This is a genomic window from Deltaproteobacteria bacterium (assembly GCA_026129095.1).
Taxonomy (GTDB): domain Bacteria; phylum JAGRBM01; class JAGRBM01; order JAGRBM01; family JAHCIT01; genus JAHCIT01.
Map to the genome: position 1 here is coordinate 79,458 of JAHCIT010000003.1, position 18,068 is coordinate 97,525.

15 protein-coding genes are annotated in these 18,068 nt (G+C 58.8%); 12 read left to right on the forward strand and 3 right to left on the reverse strand.

Annotated features, from left to right (window positions below; translation table 11 throughout):
- The first annotated feature begins 27 nt into the window (after window positions 1–27).
- The 10 genes from topA to KIT79_05300 all read left to right on the forward strand — a co-directional run bounded on the left by topA (window position 28) and on the right by KIT79_05300 (window position 12,110).
- Entirely contained in the window at window positions 28–2,715 is a 2,688-nt protein-coding gene (gene topA / locus KIT79_05255) for a type I DNA topoisomerase (protein ID MCW5828704.1), read from the forward strand.
- The gene (gene trmFO, locus KIT79_05260; protein ID MCW5828705.1) at window positions 2,702–4,039 is read left to right on the forward strand and encodes a methylenetetrahydrofolate--tRNA-(uracil(54)-C(5))-methyltransferase (FADH(2)-oxidizing) TrmFO; all 1,338 of its coding nucleotides are present in this window, start codon (window positions 2,702–2,704) and stop codon (window positions 4,037–4,039) included. Before topA ends, trmFO begins: the two co-directional genes overlap by 14 nt.
- 80 nt (window positions 4,040–4,119) lie before the next feature.
- Window positions 4,120–5,052 (forward strand): tyrosine recombinase XerC, encoded by a 933-nt coding sequence (locus KIT79_05265; GenBank protein ID MCW5828706.1) that lies wholly within the window; start codon window positions 4,120–4,122, stop codon window positions 5,050–5,052.
- Window positions 5,049–5,582: an ATP-dependent protease subunit HslV gene (gene hslV / locus KIT79_05270; GenBank protein ID MCW5828707.1), complete on the forward strand. Its 534-nt coding sequence runs from the start codon at window positions 5,049–5,051 to the stop codon at window positions 5,580–5,582. Before KIT79_05265 ends, hslV begins: the two co-directional genes overlap by 4 nt.
- A gap of 44 nt (window positions 5,583–5,626) precedes the next feature.
- Window positions 5,627–7,021 carry an ATP-dependent protease ATPase subunit HslU gene (gene hslU / locus KIT79_05275; protein ID MCW5828708.1) on the forward strand — a complete coding sequence of 465 codons (1,395 nt, stop codon included), beginning with the start codon at window positions 5,627–5,629 and terminating at the stop codon, window positions 7,019–7,021.
- Window positions 7,022–7,101: 80 nt separating this feature from the next.
- Window positions 7,102–8,016 (forward strand): acetylglutamate kinase, encoded by a 915-nt coding sequence (gene argB, locus KIT79_05280; GenBank protein MCW5828709.1) that lies wholly within the window; start codon window positions 7,102–7,104, stop codon window positions 8,014–8,016.
- Window positions 8,013–9,269 (forward strand): acetylornithine transaminase, encoded by a 1,257-nt coding sequence (locus tag KIT79_05285; GenBank protein ID MCW5828710.1) that lies wholly within the window; start codon window positions 8,013–8,015, stop codon window positions 9,267–9,269. The genes argB and KIT79_05285 overlap by 4 nt, the downstream gene beginning before the upstream one ends.
- A gap of 2 nt (window positions 9,270–9,271) precedes the next feature.
- Window positions 9,272–10,189, forward strand: a complete 918-nt coding sequence (argF, locus tag KIT79_05290; GenBank protein ID MCW5828711.1) for an ornithine carbamoyltransferase — start codon at window positions 9,272–9,274, stop codon at window positions 10,187–10,189.
- A gap of 22 nt (window positions 10,190–10,211) precedes the next feature.
- Window positions 10,212–11,522, forward strand: a complete 1,311-nt coding sequence (locus KIT79_05295; protein ID MCW5828712.1) for a DnaJ domain-containing protein — start codon at window positions 10,212–10,214, stop codon at window positions 11,520–11,522.
- 9 nt (window positions 11,523–11,531) lie between these two features.
- Window positions 11,532–12,110, forward strand: coding sequence for a HEAT repeat domain-containing protein (locus KIT79_05300; protein ID MCW5828713.1), 579 nt, complete (start codon window positions 11,532–11,534; stop codon window positions 12,108–12,110).
- Window positions 12,111–12,120: 10 nt separating this feature from the next.
- Here KIT79_05300 and KIT79_05305 read toward each other — a convergent pair whose 3' ends face one another.
- Genes KIT79_05305 through KIT79_05315 form a run of 3 tightly spaced genes read right to left on the reverse strand, consistent with a single transcriptional unit; the run spans window position 12,121 to window position 15,545 of the window.
- Window positions 12,121–13,452, reverse strand: a complete 1,332-nt coding sequence (locus KIT79_05305) for an HD domain-containing protein (GenBank protein MCW5828714.1) — start codon at window positions 13,450–13,452, stop codon at window positions 12,121–12,123.
- Window positions 13,449–15,122 (reverse strand): HEAT repeat domain-containing protein, encoded by a 1,674-nt coding sequence (locus KIT79_05310; GenBank protein MCW5828715.1) that lies wholly within the window; start codon window positions 15,120–15,122, stop codon window positions 13,449–13,451. The genes KIT79_05305 and KIT79_05310 overlap by 4 nt, the downstream gene beginning before the upstream one ends.
- Window positions 15,123–15,137: 15 nt before the next feature.
- Entirely contained in the window at window positions 15,138–15,545 is a 408-nt protein-coding gene (locus KIT79_05315) for a DUF1844 domain-containing protein (GenBank protein ID MCW5828716.1), read from the reverse strand.
- Window positions 15,546–15,871: 326 nt separating this feature from the next.
- Between KIT79_05315 and KIT79_05320 the strand changes: the two genes are divergently transcribed.
- Together KIT79_05320 and KIT79_05325 are read left to right on the forward strand one after the other, a co-directional pair.
- A complete protein-coding gene (locus tag KIT79_05320) occupies window positions 15,872–16,552 on the forward strand; it encodes a heavy metal response regulator transcription factor (protein MCW5828717.1) in 681 nt (226 codons plus the stop codon).
- Entirely contained in the window at window positions 16,549–18,006 is a 1,458-nt protein-coding gene (locus KIT79_05325) for a HAMP domain-containing protein (protein ID MCW5828718.1), read from the forward strand. Before KIT79_05320 ends, KIT79_05325 begins: the two co-directional genes overlap by 4 nt.
- The last annotated feature ends 62 nt before the right edge of the window (window positions 18,007–18,068 follow it).

The following is an 18,068-nucleotide window of genomic DNA, read 5'->3' on the forward strand; positions in this document are numbered from 1 at the left end:
TCATCTCGATTGGAGCCGGATAACCGAATGGGAAATTCTCTCGTCATTGTTGAGTCGCCTGCGAAGGCCAAAACCCTGAAAAAATACCTGGGCAAGGGCTTCGAGGTGATGGCGAGCAAGGGGCACATCCTTGATCTGCCGACGAGCGATCTCGGTGTCGATATCGAACACGGATTCCAGCCGACCTACTACATCACTGAAGGCAAGGAACAGGTCATTACTGACCTGATCAAGGCGGCAAAGAAAGCCGACACGATCTATCTGGCGCCCGACCCCGACCGCGAGGGTGAGGCAATCGCCTGGCATATCCGCATGGCGCTGGAAGGAAAGGCCCACCCGCCGCCACCCAAGGGACGCCGGAAGAAACCGGCCAAAGGCGCGGCCTCCAAGGACACGAAGGCCGCCAAGCCGGTCAAGGCCAAGCGTGGCGTAAAGGCCGCCAAGAGTGCCGAAATACCGCCGGACGGGGAGAGTGGAACCCAGCTCGTTGGCGGTGTTGGTGATGGCAAGACATTCCACCGGGTTCTCTTCAACGAAATTACCCGTAAAGCGGTTCAGAATGCTGTGGCCAACCCGGTCAAGCTGGATTCGCTGAAATACGATTCCCAGCAGGCACGCCGCGTCCTGGATCGTCTCGTCGGATACAAAATATCCCCATTGCTCTGGAACAAGGTCCGCCGGGGCCTTTCCGCCGGCCGCGTGCAGTCAGTTGCAGTCCGGCTGATTGTTGACCGCGAGAAGGAAATCCGCGCCTTCAGGCAGGAAGAATACTGGACCATCGGCGTTCAGGGTGAAGGCCCCGTACCGCCGCCGTTCCAATCGGCACTCGCACGTGTGGACGGCAAGCCGCTCTCTGTGGATAACGGTACGACGGCCAACGCACTCGCCAGCGAGATGCGAAAGACGCCGTTCCTGGTCTCCAAGGCAGTTCGCAAGGAGCGTCGGCGTGGTGCTCCGCCGCCTTTTGCCACGTCCAAGTTGCAGCAGGATGCCGCACGCAAGCTCAGGTTCACTACGCGGAGGACCATGAGTGTCGCGCAGAAACTCTACGAAGGCATGTCGATAGGCGATGATGGTCTGGTCGGCCTTATCACCTACATGCGTACTGATTCGGTCCGGATCGCGCAGGATGCCATCGAGGCGGTTCGTGGACACATTACAAAGAAATTCGGAAAAGAATTTATTCCCGAACAGCCCAACTTCTTCAAGTCCAAGGCGAGCGCTCAGGATGCTCACGAGGCGATTCGCCCGACATCCATGGACTATCCGCCGGAGAAGGTTGAGCAGTATCTTTCCAAGGAGGAGTTCGACCTTTATGAGCTGATCTGGAAGCGGTTTGTCGCGTGCCAGATGGCCCCAGCAGTTTTCGACCAGACTTCGGTCGAGGTAACGGGCGGACGTTTCCTGCTCCGTGCCTCGGGATCGGTCATGAAGTTTGCCGGTTTTACGGCTGTCTACAAGGAAGATGCCGAAGAGAAGGTCGCTACCCAGAAACCGAAGGAGGATTCCGGAGATGCGGAGGAAGATGATCGTGACCGGGTCCTGCCTCCCCTGAACGAAGGCGATGCCGTGAATATCCTGTCCGTAAACCCGGAACAGCACTTCACCCAGCCGCCGCCCCGGTTCACCGAAGCATCGCTGGTAAAGGAGATGGAAGAGCGCGGTATCGGCCGCCCTTCGACATATGCCCAGACCATATCGACCATTCAGGACAAGGCCTATTGCGAGAAGGTCGAAAACCGGTTCCATCCGACGCATCTGGGAGAGCAGGTGACGGAGCTTCTTGTCGAGAGTTTTGGTGACGTAATCGACGTCAACTTCACCGCCGGAATGGAGTCCAAGCTCGATTTGATCGAGGAAGGCAAGGCGGGGTTCCTGGAAACCCTGAAGGAGTTTTACGGACCGTTCGAGAAAACCCTCGCACACGCCGCCGAACACATGCGGGATCTCAAGCGGCAGGAGATTCCGACCGATATCCCCTGCAAGCTTTGTGGCGGGAAAACGGTGATCAAGTGGGGCCGGATGGGCGAATTCATTGCCTGCACGAACTACCCGACGTGCAGTTTCACATCCGATTTCAAGCGCCAGCCCGATGGCTCCCTGAAACTTGTCGATCCGGTCGAGGAGTTCGGTGCCGAGGCGATGGAGCCCTGCGACCTGTGCAACAGCCCGGTGGCACTCCGAAAGGGCCGCTTTGGTCCGTTCATCGCCTGCACGAACTATCCCGCCTGCAAGTTCACCCGGAAGATCGTCAAGAAGGCCGGAAACAAGATGGGGGTTGAGAAGGTCGAAAAGTACCCTGGCAAGTGTGATACGTGCGGGGCGGGGCTCGTCGTCCGAAAGGCATGGACCGGAAACCGGTTCGTCGCCTGCGAGAACTATCCTGCCTGCAAGTTCGCCAAGTCCTATGAAATTGGCGTCCCGTGTCCCAAGTGTGGCGAGACGGAGGGTGGCCAGCTTGTCGAGCGCACGACCAAGCGTCGGCGGATGTTCTATGGCTGCAACCGGTATCCGGAGTGCGACTTCACTACCTGGGACAAGCCGCTCAAAGAGGCATGCCCCACCTGCGGGAATCCGTACCTGGTGGAGAAGGTTTCCAAGCGCACTGGCCGCCTCGTCAAGTGCCCGAATACCGGGTGCGACTACGAGCGCGAACTGCCGGAAGAGGCCGGTGACGGGGCTGGTGCGGAGGCCCGGATGGATGCCGCCGGCTAGTGAGCACCGGAATGCCCCACCGGTCGTTGTGATCGGCGAGGGCCTCGCTGGAAGCGAGGCCGCCTGGCAGCTTGCGCGGCGCGGTTATCGGGTCCGGCTTCACGAAATGCGGCCAGGGAAAATGACCCCGGCGCACCGGACCGCAAATGCAGCCGAGCTGGTCTGCTCAAATTCATTCAAGAGTATTCGCATCGAATCTGCCCAGGGCGTGATGAAGCGCGAACTGGAGGCACTGGATTCGCTCGTCCTGCGCTGTGCCCATGCGGCACGCATCCCCGGCGGGGAAGCACTCGTCGTGGACAGGGACCGGTTCGCTGCTGGTGTCGAGGCGGCTCTGCTGGCAGAGCCGCTGATTGAACGGGTGCCGGGCGAACTGGAGCGGATACCGGATGATCCGGTGGTCATCGTCGCTACGGGGCCGCTTACCAGCGACGCATTGAGTACGGACATTTCCCGGATACTGGGCGAGAAACATCTCGCATTCTATGACGCCATCAGCCCCATTGTGGATGCCGAGAGCGTGGATGGCACAAGACTCTACCGTCTTTCCCGGTACGGCCACGGTGGAGATGACTACTGGAACATCCCGCTGGATCAAGCAGCCTATTACCGTCTCGTTGATCAGCTTGTGGCCGCCGAGCCCTACCCGGAAAAGTCGTTCGAAAACCTGCGTCCCTTTGAAGGGTGCATGCCGATTGAGGACATCGCCCGTCGGGGCCGCGACACACTCCGGTTCGGACCCTTGAAACCGGTCGGTCTGCCGGACCCCAGAACCGGACGTGACCCCTATGCGGTCGTGCAGCTTCGCATGGAGAACCGGGAAGCGACCATGTGGAGCCTTGTCGCGTTCCAGACGAAACTCCGGCATGGCGACCAGATGGCGATACTGAGGAGCCTGCCAGGACTTGAACAGGCGGAGTTTCTCCGGCTTGGCTCCATTCATCGCAACACATTTGTCTGTGCCCCCAGGCTTTTGGATGGAACCCTCCAGGCAAAAGCCCGAAAGGGACTCTATTTCGCGGGGCAGATCACCGGTGTAGAGGGCTATACCGAATCGACGGTCATGGGGGCCGTGGCGGCGCTTCATGCTGTCTGCAGGCTTCAGGGGAAAGCGCTTCCCCAATGGCCTCGCAATTCCGCCATCGGATCGCTTCTCCACTATCTGAAAGAGGCAAACCCCGAAACATTCCAGCCGATGAACTTCAACTGGGGCCTGCTGGAACCCCTCGGCCACAAGGCCCGGAAGGAAGAGCGTCACCGGCTGTTGGGCGAGCGTGCGTGGGCCGAATACCGCTCGTTCCTGACCGGGCTGGAGGCGGCGTGAAAAAGTATACTCCCCGTGGTTCCGGGCCGCTGCGTTCCCCGGCGGCGAAACAGGCGGATCAATCTGCCTTTGACACTACCTTGGATGAGTTCGTCAGGTACCTGAAGCTCCGGAACCGTTCGCCAAGAACGCAGGCGCACTATGCGGGTACCGTGGCAGCCTTCGGCCGGTTTCTTGCCGGAAAACGCAAGGCCGCGCTGGAGAATCCTGCGTCGATCAACCTCTACGACTTGCGGGGATTTGTTTCGACCCTTTTTGGCGCCATGTCGAACGACAGCGTGGCAAGCCATGTCTCGGCCCTGAGAACCTTCTTTGGATGGCTGAAGAGCTCCGGCCGGATACCAGCCGACCCGACAGAACTGCTCGAATCTCCCAAGAGAAAAAAAAGCCTCCCCCGGTTTCTGCCTGAAACGACCGCGGGAGATCTGATGGATGCTCCCGGCCAAGGCGACCGGGAACCGGAACGGGACAGGGCCCTGCTGGAGCTCTTTTATGGTTCCGGATTGCGGCTTTCGGAACTGGCGGCAGCTTCCGATTCGGCACTGGATGTCCAGTCCGGCGATATCCGGGTCATGGGGAAGGGGCAGAAGGAACGGATTGTTCCCTTGAGCGAAGCCTTTATTCAGGCATGGAACGCTTACCAGCCCCTTCGAGAGCGGTTTCGCAAGAAACTCGGTCCGGATATGCCTCTTTTCCTCTCGAACCGCGGGAAAGCGCTTTCGGTTTCGATGATCGGCAAGATCGTGCGAAAATACGGGGCGAAAGGAAGTAACCCGGTCCGGGTGACACCCCACATGCTTCGTCACAGTTATGCCACGCATATGCTGGAGGGCGGGGCCGATTTGCGGGCAATTCAGGAGATGCTGGGACACAGTTCCCTGGCGGCTACCCAGCGGTATACGGCGGTCCAGTTGGCCCGGATGATGCGGACCTATCATGAGGCCCACGGGCGCGCTAGAGATAAGCTCCGGAACCGCAATAGCGGTTCCGCTGACGGAGAGAAACCAGAGTGAAGCCGATGCATGCTACTACCATCGTCTGTGTTCGCCGGGACGGCAAAGTCGCCATCGCCGGAGACGGCCAGGTAACCCACGGCAATCAGGTCCTAAAAAATACCGCCCGGAAAGTGCGCCGCCTCGCCTCCGGCCGTGTGATCGCCGGGTTTGCCGGTGCCACGGCGGATGCATTCACCCTTTTTGAGCGTTTCGAAGAAAAACTCCAGCAGTACCCGGACAGCTTGCAGCGGGCGGCCGTCGAACTGGCAAAAGAATGGCGGACGAACAAGATGCTCCGGACGCTCGAAGCGCTCCTCATCGTCGCTGATAGGTCCGGGAGCTATCTGGTGACCGGCGCAGGGGATGTTGTGGAGCCGGACGATGATGTTCTGGCCATTGGTTCAGGCGGTGCATTCGCACAATCGGCGGCATTGGCCATGCTTCGCCATTCGAAGCTTTCCGCCCGGCAGATTGCGGAAGAATCCCTCCAGATCGCCGCGAAAATCTGCATCTATACCAACGCTTCGGTAAATGTGGAGGAGCTGTAACGTGCCGCTTTCCACTCCCGGTGCCGGGTGCTAACCGTTTGGCAATGGATCCAACCTCACTCACGCCCCAAAAGATCGTCGAACTGCTTGATGCCTATATTGTCGGACAGGCCGAGGCCAAGCGTGCCGTGGCAGTGGCACTCCGGAACCGCTGGCGGCGGCAGCGTGTGGATCCTGCAATCCGCGACGAGATTTTTCCCAAGAACATCCTGATGATCGGGCCGACCGGAGTCGGCAAGACTGAAATCGCCCGCCGCTTGGCGAAGCTGGTCAGTGCGCCGTTCCTGAAGGTGGAGGCCTCCAAGTTCACCGAAGTGGGCTATGTCGGCAAGGACGTGGAGTCCATGATCCGGGATCTGGTTGAAATGTCGGTCAAGATGGTGACCGAGGAACACAAGGGCCGGGTCCGTCAGCAGGCTGAAACGGCAGCCGAAGAACGCCTCCTGGATGCACTGCTCCCCGGTGTTTCCGAGCCCAGACAGAAGGCTGAAAACCGGTTTTTCGTGGCCCCGGCCGCCGGGGGCCCGGCTACGGTTCAGGAATCCCCCGGCGCCGCCGACACGCGGGAAAAGTTCCGTCAGATGCTGAGGGAGGGCCGTCTGGAAGACCGCGAGGTCACCATAGAAGTCGCCCAGAAAACCATGCCTCTTGCCCAGATCGTTACCCCACAGGGAGTCGAGGAGATGGGCATGGACCTGTCCGAAATGCTGGGCGGGATGCTTGGTGGCGGCCGAAAGAAGTCGCGCACAGTGAAGGTGTCTGAAGCTCGCACAATTCTCATCGAGCAGGAGTCGCGCCGGATGCTCGATTCAGACGCCGTGAACCGGGAAGCTCTCCGGCGGGCGGAGGAAGGGGGAATCGTTTTTCTGGATGAAATCGACAAGATCGCCAGCCGCGACCGTCAGGCCCACGGCCCGGATGTTTCCCGCGAAGGGGTCCAGCGCGATATCCTGCCTATTATTGAAGGATCGAATGTTACGACCAAATACGGCATGGTGAAAACTGACCAGATTCTGTTCATTGCGGCCGGCGCATTCCATGTTTCCAAGCCCTCAGACCTGATCCCTGAACTCCAGGGCCGGTTCCCGATCCGGGTTAATCTGGAGCCCCTCACGGCTGAGGACATGCTGAGAATCCTGAAAGAACCCCGGAATGCCCTGACGGCCCAGTATGCGGCTTTACTGGGGGCAGAGGCGGTCGAGATCACCTACACCCCGGACGGCCTGGAGGAAATGGCCCGGATCGCCGCTCAAGTGAACGGCCAGACCGAAAATATCGGCGCCAGACGGCTCCATACGATCATGGAAAAGGTGCTGGAAGAAGTGTCCTTTGCCGGTCCGGACTATCCCGGCCGGAAGGTGGTCGTGGATGCTGCTTTCGTACGAGGCCGGCTGGATGGCATCTTGAAGAAACAGGACCTCTCCAATTACATATTGTGACTTCAGGGACCGGATCCGGAGGAAAACGGACCGGATCCTCGCCGGGTGAATGATCTTCCGGCCGGAAGGCTGAAACCAGTTTGCAGGAATATGTAGCCAAGGCGAAGGTGCTCCTTGAGGCTCTTCCCTATATTCGCCGTTTCGCCGACAAGGTGTTCGTCATCAAGTATGGCGGGCACGCCATGGTGGACGAAACGCTCAAGCAGAGCTTCGCCCGCGATATTGTGCTGATGAAGTATATCGGCATGAAGCCGGTCGTGGTTCATGGCGGCGGCCCGCAGATCAAGATCCGGCTCCAGAAGCTGGGGGTCCAGAGCGAATTCGTCAATGGAATGCGGGTCACCGATGCCGAGACGATGGTCATCGTCGAGGAAGTACTGGCCGGTCATGTGAATAAGGAGATTGTCACGCTGATCCAGTCGCAGGGCGGACGGGCCGTAGGCATCAGCGGCAAGGACGGGGGGCTGATCCTGTCCTCTAAACTGCTCATGGATGACGGCACTGGTGTCCAGAAGGACATCGGTTTCGTGGGCAAAATCGATCATGTGGATCCGAAGATCATCCGGACCTTGGTGACCGACAAGTTCATCCCCGTGATTGCGCCAATCGGCGCGGATGCTACCGGGCAGGGCTACAACATCAATGCGGATATCGTGGCTGGCAAGGTCGCTGCTGCACTAAAGGCGGAAAAGCTGATTCTCATGACCGATGTGGCAGGCGTCCTTGGCGAGGCAGGCGAGCTGCTCCGGCAGCTCAACGCGGAGCAGGTCGAAGGACTTATCAAGGGGGGCGTCATCAAGGGTGGCATGATCCCCAAGGTGAACTGCTGTCTCGACGCCCTCCAGGGCGGTGTCCGCAAGACGCACATCATTGACGGGCGTGTCCAGCACGCCTGTTTGCTGGAAATCTTTACTGAACAGGGGATTGGCTCCGAGATCAGCTGGAATCCCGTCCGTGAGAAGCGGCCCCATATGCCGCTGGTGGACGAAGCATGACGGCCGCTCCCGGCAAAAAACGGCGGGTTACGGGAAGAAAACCGGCCCGCCAGGCAAAGCCTCCTGACCGGAATCTCCAGTGGGAAAAACGCACGCTGGAGACAGTCGCCTTTACCTATCGGAGGTTTCCTGTCGCGATCGTGCGGGGCAGGGGGCCCTGGGTGTGGGATGCCAACGGGAAGAAATATTTGGATTTTCTTGCGGGCGTCGCCGTGAACTGTCTCGGACACGGGCACCCGGCGATCACCCGGGCCGTGCGGGAGCAGGCATCTAAGCTCCTGCATATCTCCAACTATTTTCATATCCCTTCGCAAACGGAACTGGCGGAAGAGCTTACGCGGCGTTCCTTCGCGGGCCGTGTTTTTTTCTGCAACTCCGGTGCCGAAGCCAACGAAGCCGCCCTGAAGCTCGCCCGCAAATGGGGACAGGAGCATGGTGGAAGAGTGGAGATCGTCTCGACAACGAACTCATTCCACGGACGGACAATCGGATCGCTTTCGGCCACGGGGCAAACGAAGTATGCGGAGGGGTTCGGACCGCTGCTCCCGCAGGTCCGTTTCGTTCCGTTCGGAAATGCTGGCGCTCTCGCCGAGGCAGTCACGGAAAAAACCTGTGCTGTGCTGATCGAGCCGGTTCAGGGGGAGGGTGGCGTGGTGCTGCCGCCCGATGGCTACCTGCCGCGGGTGCAGGAAATCTGCCGGGAGAGGGGCGCGCTGCTCCTTGTTGATGAAGTTCAGGTAGGGATCGGCCGGACCGGCACTCTGTTCGCATACGAACAGATGGGGTTTGAGCCGGATATCATGACGCTGGCGAAGGGGCTGGGTGGTGGAGTCCCGATCGGCGCCATGTGTGCCCGCACCGAAATTATGGAGGCTCTGGGGCCCGGAACGCACGGGAGTACCTTCGGCGGCAATCCTCTGGCCACTGCGGTTGCTTTGGCGGTGGTCCGTGAGATTGCCCGGCCGGCTCTCCTTGCGAATGTCCGGAAACAGGGGGAGCGGATACGGCACTACTTCAGGAAGTTGCAGGCGGGCGACCACACCGGACTTGTCGCCGATGTACGAGGCATAGGGCTGATGACCGGGATCGAAGTTACCCGCGAGGGACCGGAGATCGTGAAGCGGGGTATTGAACTGGGTCTTATTGCCAACTGTACGGCGGGAAATGTGATCCGGCTCGTTCCACCCCTCAATGTCACTTCCCGGGAAGTGGATACGGCGTGCCGGTTGCTCCGCCAGGCAATGGGGATCTGAGCATGGTCATTCGTCATTTCCTGGAACTGTCCGACCTGACCGCTTCCGAGATTCGGGAGACGATCAATCACGCCCTCGCGCTAAAGCGCGACCGGGCCGCTGGAAAGCTGCAGCCATCGCCACTTACCGGGAAAACCCTTGCCCTTGTGTTCGAGAAAAGCTCAACACGTACGCGTGTTTCGTTCGAGGTCGGAATGGGCGAACTGGGCGGCCGGGCGCTGTTCCTCTCGCCATCCGAGATACAGCTGGGCCGGGGGGAATCGATCCGGGATACGGTCAAGGTACTTTCGCGCATGTGCCACGGGATAGTGCTGCGCACCCACGACCATTCCCGGCTGGCGGAATTTGCACGAAACGCGACGGTGCCGGTGATCAACGGACTGACGGACCTTCTGCATCCGGTGCAGATACTCGCCGACCTGATGACCATTCAGGAACAGTTTGGAAAGTTCGAGGGACTCAAGATCGCCTATATCGGTGATGGTAACAACGTAGCGAACTCTTGGATCGAGGCCTGCGCCCTTTTCGACTTTCAGCTTTCGATCGCTCATCCGCCGGGTTACGGTCCCGATCCTGGCTTTCTTGAGTTTGCGGGTGCCAGATGCGGCGGCCGGCTGACGATCATGCAGGATCCCCGAGCGGCCGCAAAGGACGCCCATATCCTTTATACCGATACATGGACCAGCATGGGCCAGGAGGAAGAAGCGGGAATCCGTCGGCATGCATTTCAGGGTTACCAGATCAACCGCAAGCTGATGGAGGTATGCGCGCCGGGTGTCCGGATCATGCATTGTCTTCCGGCTCACTGGGGCGAGGAACTGGCTCTGGAACTCCAGGACGCCCCCGAACTGGTCGTCTATGACGAGGCCGAAAACCGGCTGCACGCCCAGAAGGCGCTGCTGCTTCTCCTCATGTCCTGAAAGGGTATAATCCCGCGGGTTTATGGGAATTTCTATCCGCTTGCCAGATGACGGCATCCCTTCGCTGCTGCCGGCAGCCGATTTCAGTTCGAAGGAACTGACGGTTGAGGACGGCTTCCTGTTGTCGCGCATTGATGGTGGAACAAACATGAAAGCCTTGCGCGCTCTCACGACCTGGCCAGGAGACCGTACGGACGAATCGGTCGCCAAGCTGATGGTGCTCCGGATGGTTCAGGTCCGTTTGAAGGATGGCGAGATTATCGCTCTTACTCCACGGGCGTTGAATGAGCTGAAAATCCGCATGGTTCGCGGGAAGACCGGCGCTACTGGTGGACTGGCGGCGAGCCTCGGCGGATTGAAGGAGGCTGCGCCTTTCGTCCTGCCAGCCGGCACTGACACTGGAATGCTGTCCGTGGAAGTGGCTACCCATGTCATGCGTGCCATTGAGCGTGGGTCGCTTGGATACTGGTATGAAGTGCTGAGCATATCTCCAAGGGCAGATGTGGCGGCAATCAAAAAGGCCTATCGTGCAATTGCGGCTGAAATTCATCCCGACAACTTTTTTGGCAAGGAGTTGGGGACCTGGGGGGAGCGACTGAACGATGCTTTCGATCTGCTCACCCGTGCCTACGACACACTGAGTGATCCGGCTGAACGGGCCCGGTATAACCAGGAACTTGCGGACATGGACGCACCGGAACCGGAAGAGCCCGCCGAGCCAGAGGCCGAAGAGGTAAAGGTGACGGCTCAGGAGAAGCCCAAACCGGGCGGGACCATTCTGGACCAGATCCGGATGAAGGTTCAGAAGGCCCGCGATCTGGCCAGGACTGCCGAACAGCAAATGAATCAGGGGCATTGGCAGGATGCCTTCAATGCGCTTCAGATGGCGGCGACATTCGATCCGTACAACCCTGATTACAAAAAAAAGGCGGATATGCTCCGCCCCAAGCTGAACATCAAGCGGGCGAAGGAAATGTTCCAGGAAGCGGTCCATATGGCCCATAATCCAAAGATGGCGAAGGCAGCGCTCAAGCTGCTGGAGGAGGTCGTTGATATCGACCCGGCCCGGCCGGCCCACCGGTATGAATACGCCCGGCTACTTTTCCAGGAGCGGGAGAATACGATAGAGGGCGGGTACTTGGGGAAAGCCATGGACCATGTGGAAGCAGCGCTGATCATGGAGCCCGAAAATCCGAAGTACCTGCTGCTTGCGGGGCAGATATGCAAGGCTATGGGGAACAAGAAGGCCGCTGCGGACTATCTCAAGAAAACCCTGAAAAAGGATAAGAACAACGAAACCGCCCGGCAGGAACTTGACAGCCTGAAAGACTGACGCACGATCATGATTCCCGAGCACCTGCAGAAACGCTTCGCCGCCCTTCGCCAGGCCCTGAAGGATTCGGATGAACAGGTCCGTCAGTTGGCATCAAAATCGCTTGAGCAGGTGGAGGCGTTGTCTGACCTCGACCTGCTGGTTGAGAACTTCAAGAAGGGCGATAAGGTATCGCAGATCCGGGCGCTTTATGCGTTTGGCAAGATCCGCCATGACCGGTCGCTGACGGCGCTGGTATTCGCGCTCCGGATGGAGGACGAGGAAGTACGGACCGCTGCCATCCGGGCCATTGGAGAACAGCTCCATCCGCGGGCCATCGGTCCGTTACTGGAAGTGCTGCCAAACGAGACGCCAACCTGCCAGATCGCCATTCTGGAGATCCTCCCGAACTTCAAGGACCCGGAAATGATGAATGTGCTGAGAGGCATGCTCCGGAGCAAGAATGCCGATGTGGTGGAGGCTACTATACGGGCCAGCGGACGGATCGGGGACCGGGCCGTCGAGGATGCTCTTATCATTCTCCTGTCAAAGGGCCCCACGCGGCTCCGGCGGGCTGCGGCCGAAGTGCTGGGTGTGCTTTCGGTCTAGCGGTTCCGCTTTATTTGAGATAGACAGTTACATCGATATTCTTGAGCAGCGGGTCAACTGTCCCGATAATCCGGCGAGATGGCGCGCTGGCGGGCAATGGGCCGGCCAGATTCAGGTCAATAGGCTGGGGCAGCCGGTTACCGAATTCATCGATAATTATCTTGACCTTCGGTGGCGCATCAGGCGCTTCATTGGTTCCGGTAACTACGGCCAGTTCATTCGTCTCCAGCCGGATGAGCGATCCGACAGGATACATGCCCAGCATGGTCACGAATCGCTCGAAATAGTGGGGATCAAGCTTGGTGCCAGCGAGCTTGTCCATAAGGACAAGGGCTTCGCGGGGCCCACTCTGGTTCTGATAAACCCGGAGCGTCGTGATCGCGTCATAGCAGTCGGCGATGGCGACAATGTGGCTGAAGGGACTGGGCTTGTTGCCTGACCCCAGATCCGGATAACCCTTCAGGTCGTACTGGACATGGTGTTCCAGTGCACAGCGGGCCGTGGTTTCCTGGAGTGAATTCATCTTCTGGATGATCTCAAAGCTGTGAACTGAGTGTTCCTTCATCTTCTCCCATTCGGCCGGAGAAAGCCGGCCCGGCTTCTGGAGAATTTCCTTGGGCACCTTGATCTTGCCCAGATCGTGCAGGAGGCCGCCCAGCCCCACTGCGGAAAGGATCGGATCCTTCAGGTCGAGCGCATTGGCGAGCGCCAGCGACAGGATGGCCACATTCACCGAATGGTTGAACAGGTAGTTGTCGTAGCTCTTGATCATTGACAGTCCGAGCAGGGCACTCGGATTGTCATCCAGGCAGCGGGTCATCGCGGAGACGATACCCTTGGCCCGGTCCGGGCGGGGTATTTCACCCATTCGGAGTTCGTGGAACATGCTGCCGACATAACTGATGGCGTCGTTGTAGACTTTCGTGGAATCGGGCGACACCAGTTCGACGGTGATGTGCGAAATGCCGCGCATCACCAGTTCCCCGGACACCCAGTCGCCTTTCTGGTTGTTGGTTTCGGCGTCATCGAGGATATCCACCCAGTCGATGATTTCTTCTGCGGTTAGCCCTGGCTTGAACCGGATCACATTCACTTCGATTTTGAGGAGTTGCTCGAGCAGTTCCTGAAGGGCTGCTGGCAGGTGATAGAGGGCGAAGTCCTCACAGGTCAGGGTATCTTCTGCGACGGCAACAGTGATCTCTTGCCTCCGGTCGTGGAACGGTTTGAGAGCCAGGAGCAGGTTTGCCACTGCTTTCTTGAAGGCCGGGTGCTCCTTTGGATACAGGGCTTTCGCCTTGATGGCTCCGGCAACGAGATGAAGAATCTGTTCGTAGGGTTTCACGAGCCGTTGCCCTCGTTTTTCCCAGGCGAAGTTCCCGACAGCCGGTGTTCAATATGGGAAATAACTCCCTCCAGTTGTTGGGCGAGAGTCGAATCGCGCAATGTCACCTCGCTGCGGAGGCGGGCGAGACTTTCGGGGCCTGCCGTGACCGAAAGGATCTTCAGGGCATCGCTCAGCGTGACCTTGTCGTAGAGGGGGCCGAACAGCTTCCGGGCTTTCAGGATGTCGATAAGGCCGTCAATAATGGGGCGCCCGCCGATGCGGGCAAGGGCGATATTCAGGGTCTTGCGAAAATCGACCGTCAGTTCGAACTCGTCGGCCTTCCTGAACAGGTCAAGAAGCAGCACTGAGCTGCGCGTCTCCCTGAGTGTCCCGAATGCCTCCAGCACCCGCCTGCGACTGGCAATGGGAGCATTACTGGTCAGGTACCGTCCGAGAACATTGATCGCGTCCATGTTCCGGATGGCCAGCAGGCCATCGATAGCCGCTTCGCTGACAGTTGGGTCGGCATGAAACACGAGCGGCTCAAGGGCGGTAACCCCTTCATCGGCTGTCAGTGCCCCAAGCGTTTGGGCCGCGAGCCGGGCAATGGGCGGCTGTGGTGTGCCATGCAGGAGCCCCAGCGCGAAATGTATCGCAGGTGGTCCCATGCGGGCCAACAACTGGGAGATCAATGTTTCGGTGTATGAATTCAGTGGTGTTTTGAGCCGTTCAGCCACCACGTCCATGGTGGCCGGTCCGAAGAGTTCCAGTATCCGGAGCAGGGATTCGATTTCGCTTTCGGACTTGTCATCGGTACAGAGTTCCGTCAGCAGTGCCCGGATCACCTGTGACGATCCGCTTTTCCGCATGGCCCGTATGGCGTACTTGCGGAACTCTATGTCCAGATCGGTATTGCGTGAATCCTGCTCGAAAACCTGGATGATCCTGAACAGCAAGGCCCAGCGTCGCCGCTTGAGAAGGCCGGCGGCCGTTTCGGCCAGTTTCAGTGCCGCCTGATAATAGGCATCCGCATCGGCTGTGCCGTTCAGGTCGCCGATCTGGTTCTCGACCAGTTCATTATCACGATCAATGCTGTCTTCGTCGCCGACGATGGCACCGTCGATACCAACCGTGTCGATCACAGGTTCGGCAGCTGGGGTTTCGGGGTCCGGGGGGGGAGGCTCGGGTTCGGGCAGTTCAGGCACATCGGGTGGAGCCGGCTCGCCCCCCCGCTTGAGATACTCCAGATCGATGTCGTTAACGAAGACGTGAGTCAGGTGGGCTTCCTGCAGCAGCTTTTCAAGACCGCCCCGGAGATAAATATCCTCGGCTTCCATTGAGACAAGCCTGAGGAAGCGGAGCCACTCCTCCTGCGTGAGGCCATCCAGGAAATACAGCTTCTTGATGCGGCGCTGGAAAAGAAACTTGGCGAGCCCCTGAAGCAGTTCATTTTCGGGGTTTTGCAGGGTTTCGTTGTACCAGACCCCGGCGCGGGTGACACTGAAAACAAACTCGCCGCTGGCATGGGCGGCCTGCCGTATGGGGGTAAAAGTCTGCTGGATGATCTTCAGCAGGGAGGGGTGATTGGACGGATAGAATGCAACTGCGCGCAACCCCTTCTGAAGCTCCACCAGGAGCGCTTCAATCTCCCGGCCGCTGCCGCGGTCACCTTGCTGTGTTACTTCCATACGGCCGGCAACGGCTTACTTTCTGCTCGTCTCGACAAACCGGACCTGAAGTTCGTAGAGGAGGCCGTTCAGGAGCTGGCCTTCGTCTGCGGTCAGATTGCCCTGGGTCTTTTCCCGCAACATGTGCAGGATGTCGATGGTGTATCGGGCCAGCGGGAAGTTGGGTGTGGGAGCCTCATTATCTTCCGTCCGGATGAGTCCCAGATGAAACAGGGCCTGGGTATGGAGCGACAAGCAGAGTGTTCCAAAGGAAACTTCCGGGGCGTCTGATGGCTGTTCTTCCGGATGCCGCTCGAAGGTTTCCCCGCGGAGGCCGGATGCGGACTCAGCGGGCTCCTTGGAACCCTCGCTGCGGGCTTCGCCCTCGGGGGTAAAACGCCGCCGGTCCACGGTCTTGAAACCCGATTCAGATGAATCACTCATGAGTGAGAACCCCTCCTGACGACCTAGGGACAGATGTGGAAAAATCTTAACTATCCTTGGTAGTTGCGACAACTATTAACTAGCTTTAATGTAAAAGGGCCCCAATTATGAACGGCCCGTGAAACCTCCTTAAGGGATACGGTTTTAATTGCCACAGGGCCCGGTTTGTAGCATTCATTAAAAACGTTGGGGTAAACCACAAGGGGCGGGGAGTTGAACAGGCATTAGAGGTGAATATGCACGTTTCCGCCGGTTCCGTTAGCAATTCGAACAGCAGTCACACCATTTCGCCGGACCATTTCCGGCCCCAGCAAGGGATGCGCACGATGAGAATCCTGGTCGTTGAGGACGAGAAAAAGGTTTCGAGCTTCATTCAAAAGGGCCTGACCGAAGAGAGTTATGCCGTTGATGTGGCTCATGACGGAGAAGAAGGGCTTGGGTTTGCGCTGCAGCAGGAGTACGACCTCATCATTCTCGATATCATGCTGCCCAAGATGGATGGCCTGAAGGTGCTGGAGCAGATTCGCGCAAAGGGCCGCCAGGTTCCGGTACTGCTGCTCACGGCACGCGATACGCTTGAGGACAAGGTAAAGGGTCTGGATACCGGGGCAGATGACTATCTGCCCAAGCCGTTCGCCTTCACTGAACTTCTGGCCCGTGTCCGTGCGCTGCTTCGCCGGTCGAGCAATTCACGGGCGGCGGTGCTCAAGGTAGATACGCTGAGTCTGGACCCGGTTTCCCGGGAGGTCCGCCGCAGCGGCAGGAAGATTGATCTTACGGCCAAGGAATACGCACTGCTTGAGTTCTTCATGCGGAACTGTGGTAAGATTCTTACCCGGACCGTCATCAGCGAGCATGTGTGGGACATGAATTTCGACTCGTCCACGAACATCGTGGATGTTTATGTTAACCACCTCCGTAACAAGGTGGAAGCACCCACCGAGAAGAAGCTCATCCATACTGTTCGCGGCGTCGGTTACGTCCTGAAGGAAGCAGATGCTGCGTGAAACGAAGGCCCTTATCCCTAAGGGCTAAACTTCTAGTCTGGTATCTGGGGCTGCTGATTGCCCTCCTGACGGCTTTTGCCGTTACCCTGTTCCTGTTTTTTGACCGCGGCCTGCTCCGGCAGGTCGATGCGTCCTTGAAGACCGCATCTGTCGGCCTTGCCCGTATCTATGCCTCCCAGGCGGAGCGGTCCATTTATGGCCGGCAGTCCATGTTCGGTTGGGTATTTGGCCGTCAGGTGATTGACCGTTACGTCGATATCCTCGACACACCGGCAGTCAGCGGCCAGCACGGCCGGCTCCGGCGCGAGATTGTTCCTCTGACCGATCTTGCAAAGGCGAATGCCCGCCGAGGTATTGCGACGTACGAAACCTTCAGGGATCTGGACGAATGGCCGGTTCGGGTTATCACCATGCCGATCATCCTGAACGGCCAGGTGACGAACGCCGTTGTGCAGGTAGCCGCTTCGCTTGGCTATGTGGAAGATACCCTGGACCGGCTCATCACTGTAATGGCCATAGTGTTTGGCATTTCACTGCTGGTGGCGACATTCGCGGGCACGATATTCGTGGAACAGGCACTCCGCCCGTTCGGCCGTATTGTCAGGACCGTGCGGGGGATTAACGCCCGAAACCTCAAGGAACGCCTCAACGAGCCGCTGGCGGATGATGAACTGGGGCGGTTGGCGCGGACTTTCAACACCATGCTCGACTCGCTCGAAACTTCCTTTGAGCAGATACGCAAGTTCACGGCCGATGCCTCCCATGAGCTCAAGACGCCGCTCACGGTTCTGCGCGGACAGATTGAGCTGGGACTTTCGCAGGAACGCAGCCCGGAGGATTATCAGGAGATTCTCGCCTCGGCCCTGGAGGAAATTGGCCGTCTGTCCAAGATCACCACGAATCTGTTGATGTTGTCCAAGGCCGACGCTGGCCAGGTTCCGCTTAATTACGAAACAGTGGATTTGCGCGAACTGGTCCATGAGGTTGCGGAAGGGCTGGAAATACTTGCGGGTGAGAAGCAGATACGGCTGGAGTGGCCACGGGAGGAGGAGCCGGTGCTGATTGAGGGAGATCGCACGCGGCTCTCGCAACTGGTGAGCAATCTGATTGACAATGCCATCCATTACACCGAACCGGGGGGGGCGATTACCGTCAGAATCGGCCAGGCCAACGCCTTCTTTGTATTCATGGAAGTGAAGGACACCGGTATCGGAATCGCCCCGGCAGATCTCGGGAAGATATTCGACCGCTTCTACCGGGCCGACAAGGCCCGCACACGACGTGAAGGTGGTTCTGGATTAGGCCTTTCCATCGTTCGGTGGATCACTGAGGCCCACGGCGGGCGTATCGAGGTCGAGTCCGAGCCGGGCAGGGGTAGCAGTTTCATGGTGTTTCTCCCGTTCCGCAAGCCGGTTCCCGGCGGATCGCCGCCACTACCAGGCACAATGACGTGAAATTGTACCCTTGCCATGCCTACCGCACCGTGCTTTATCTGAATTCGTATGCCCAGAAACGG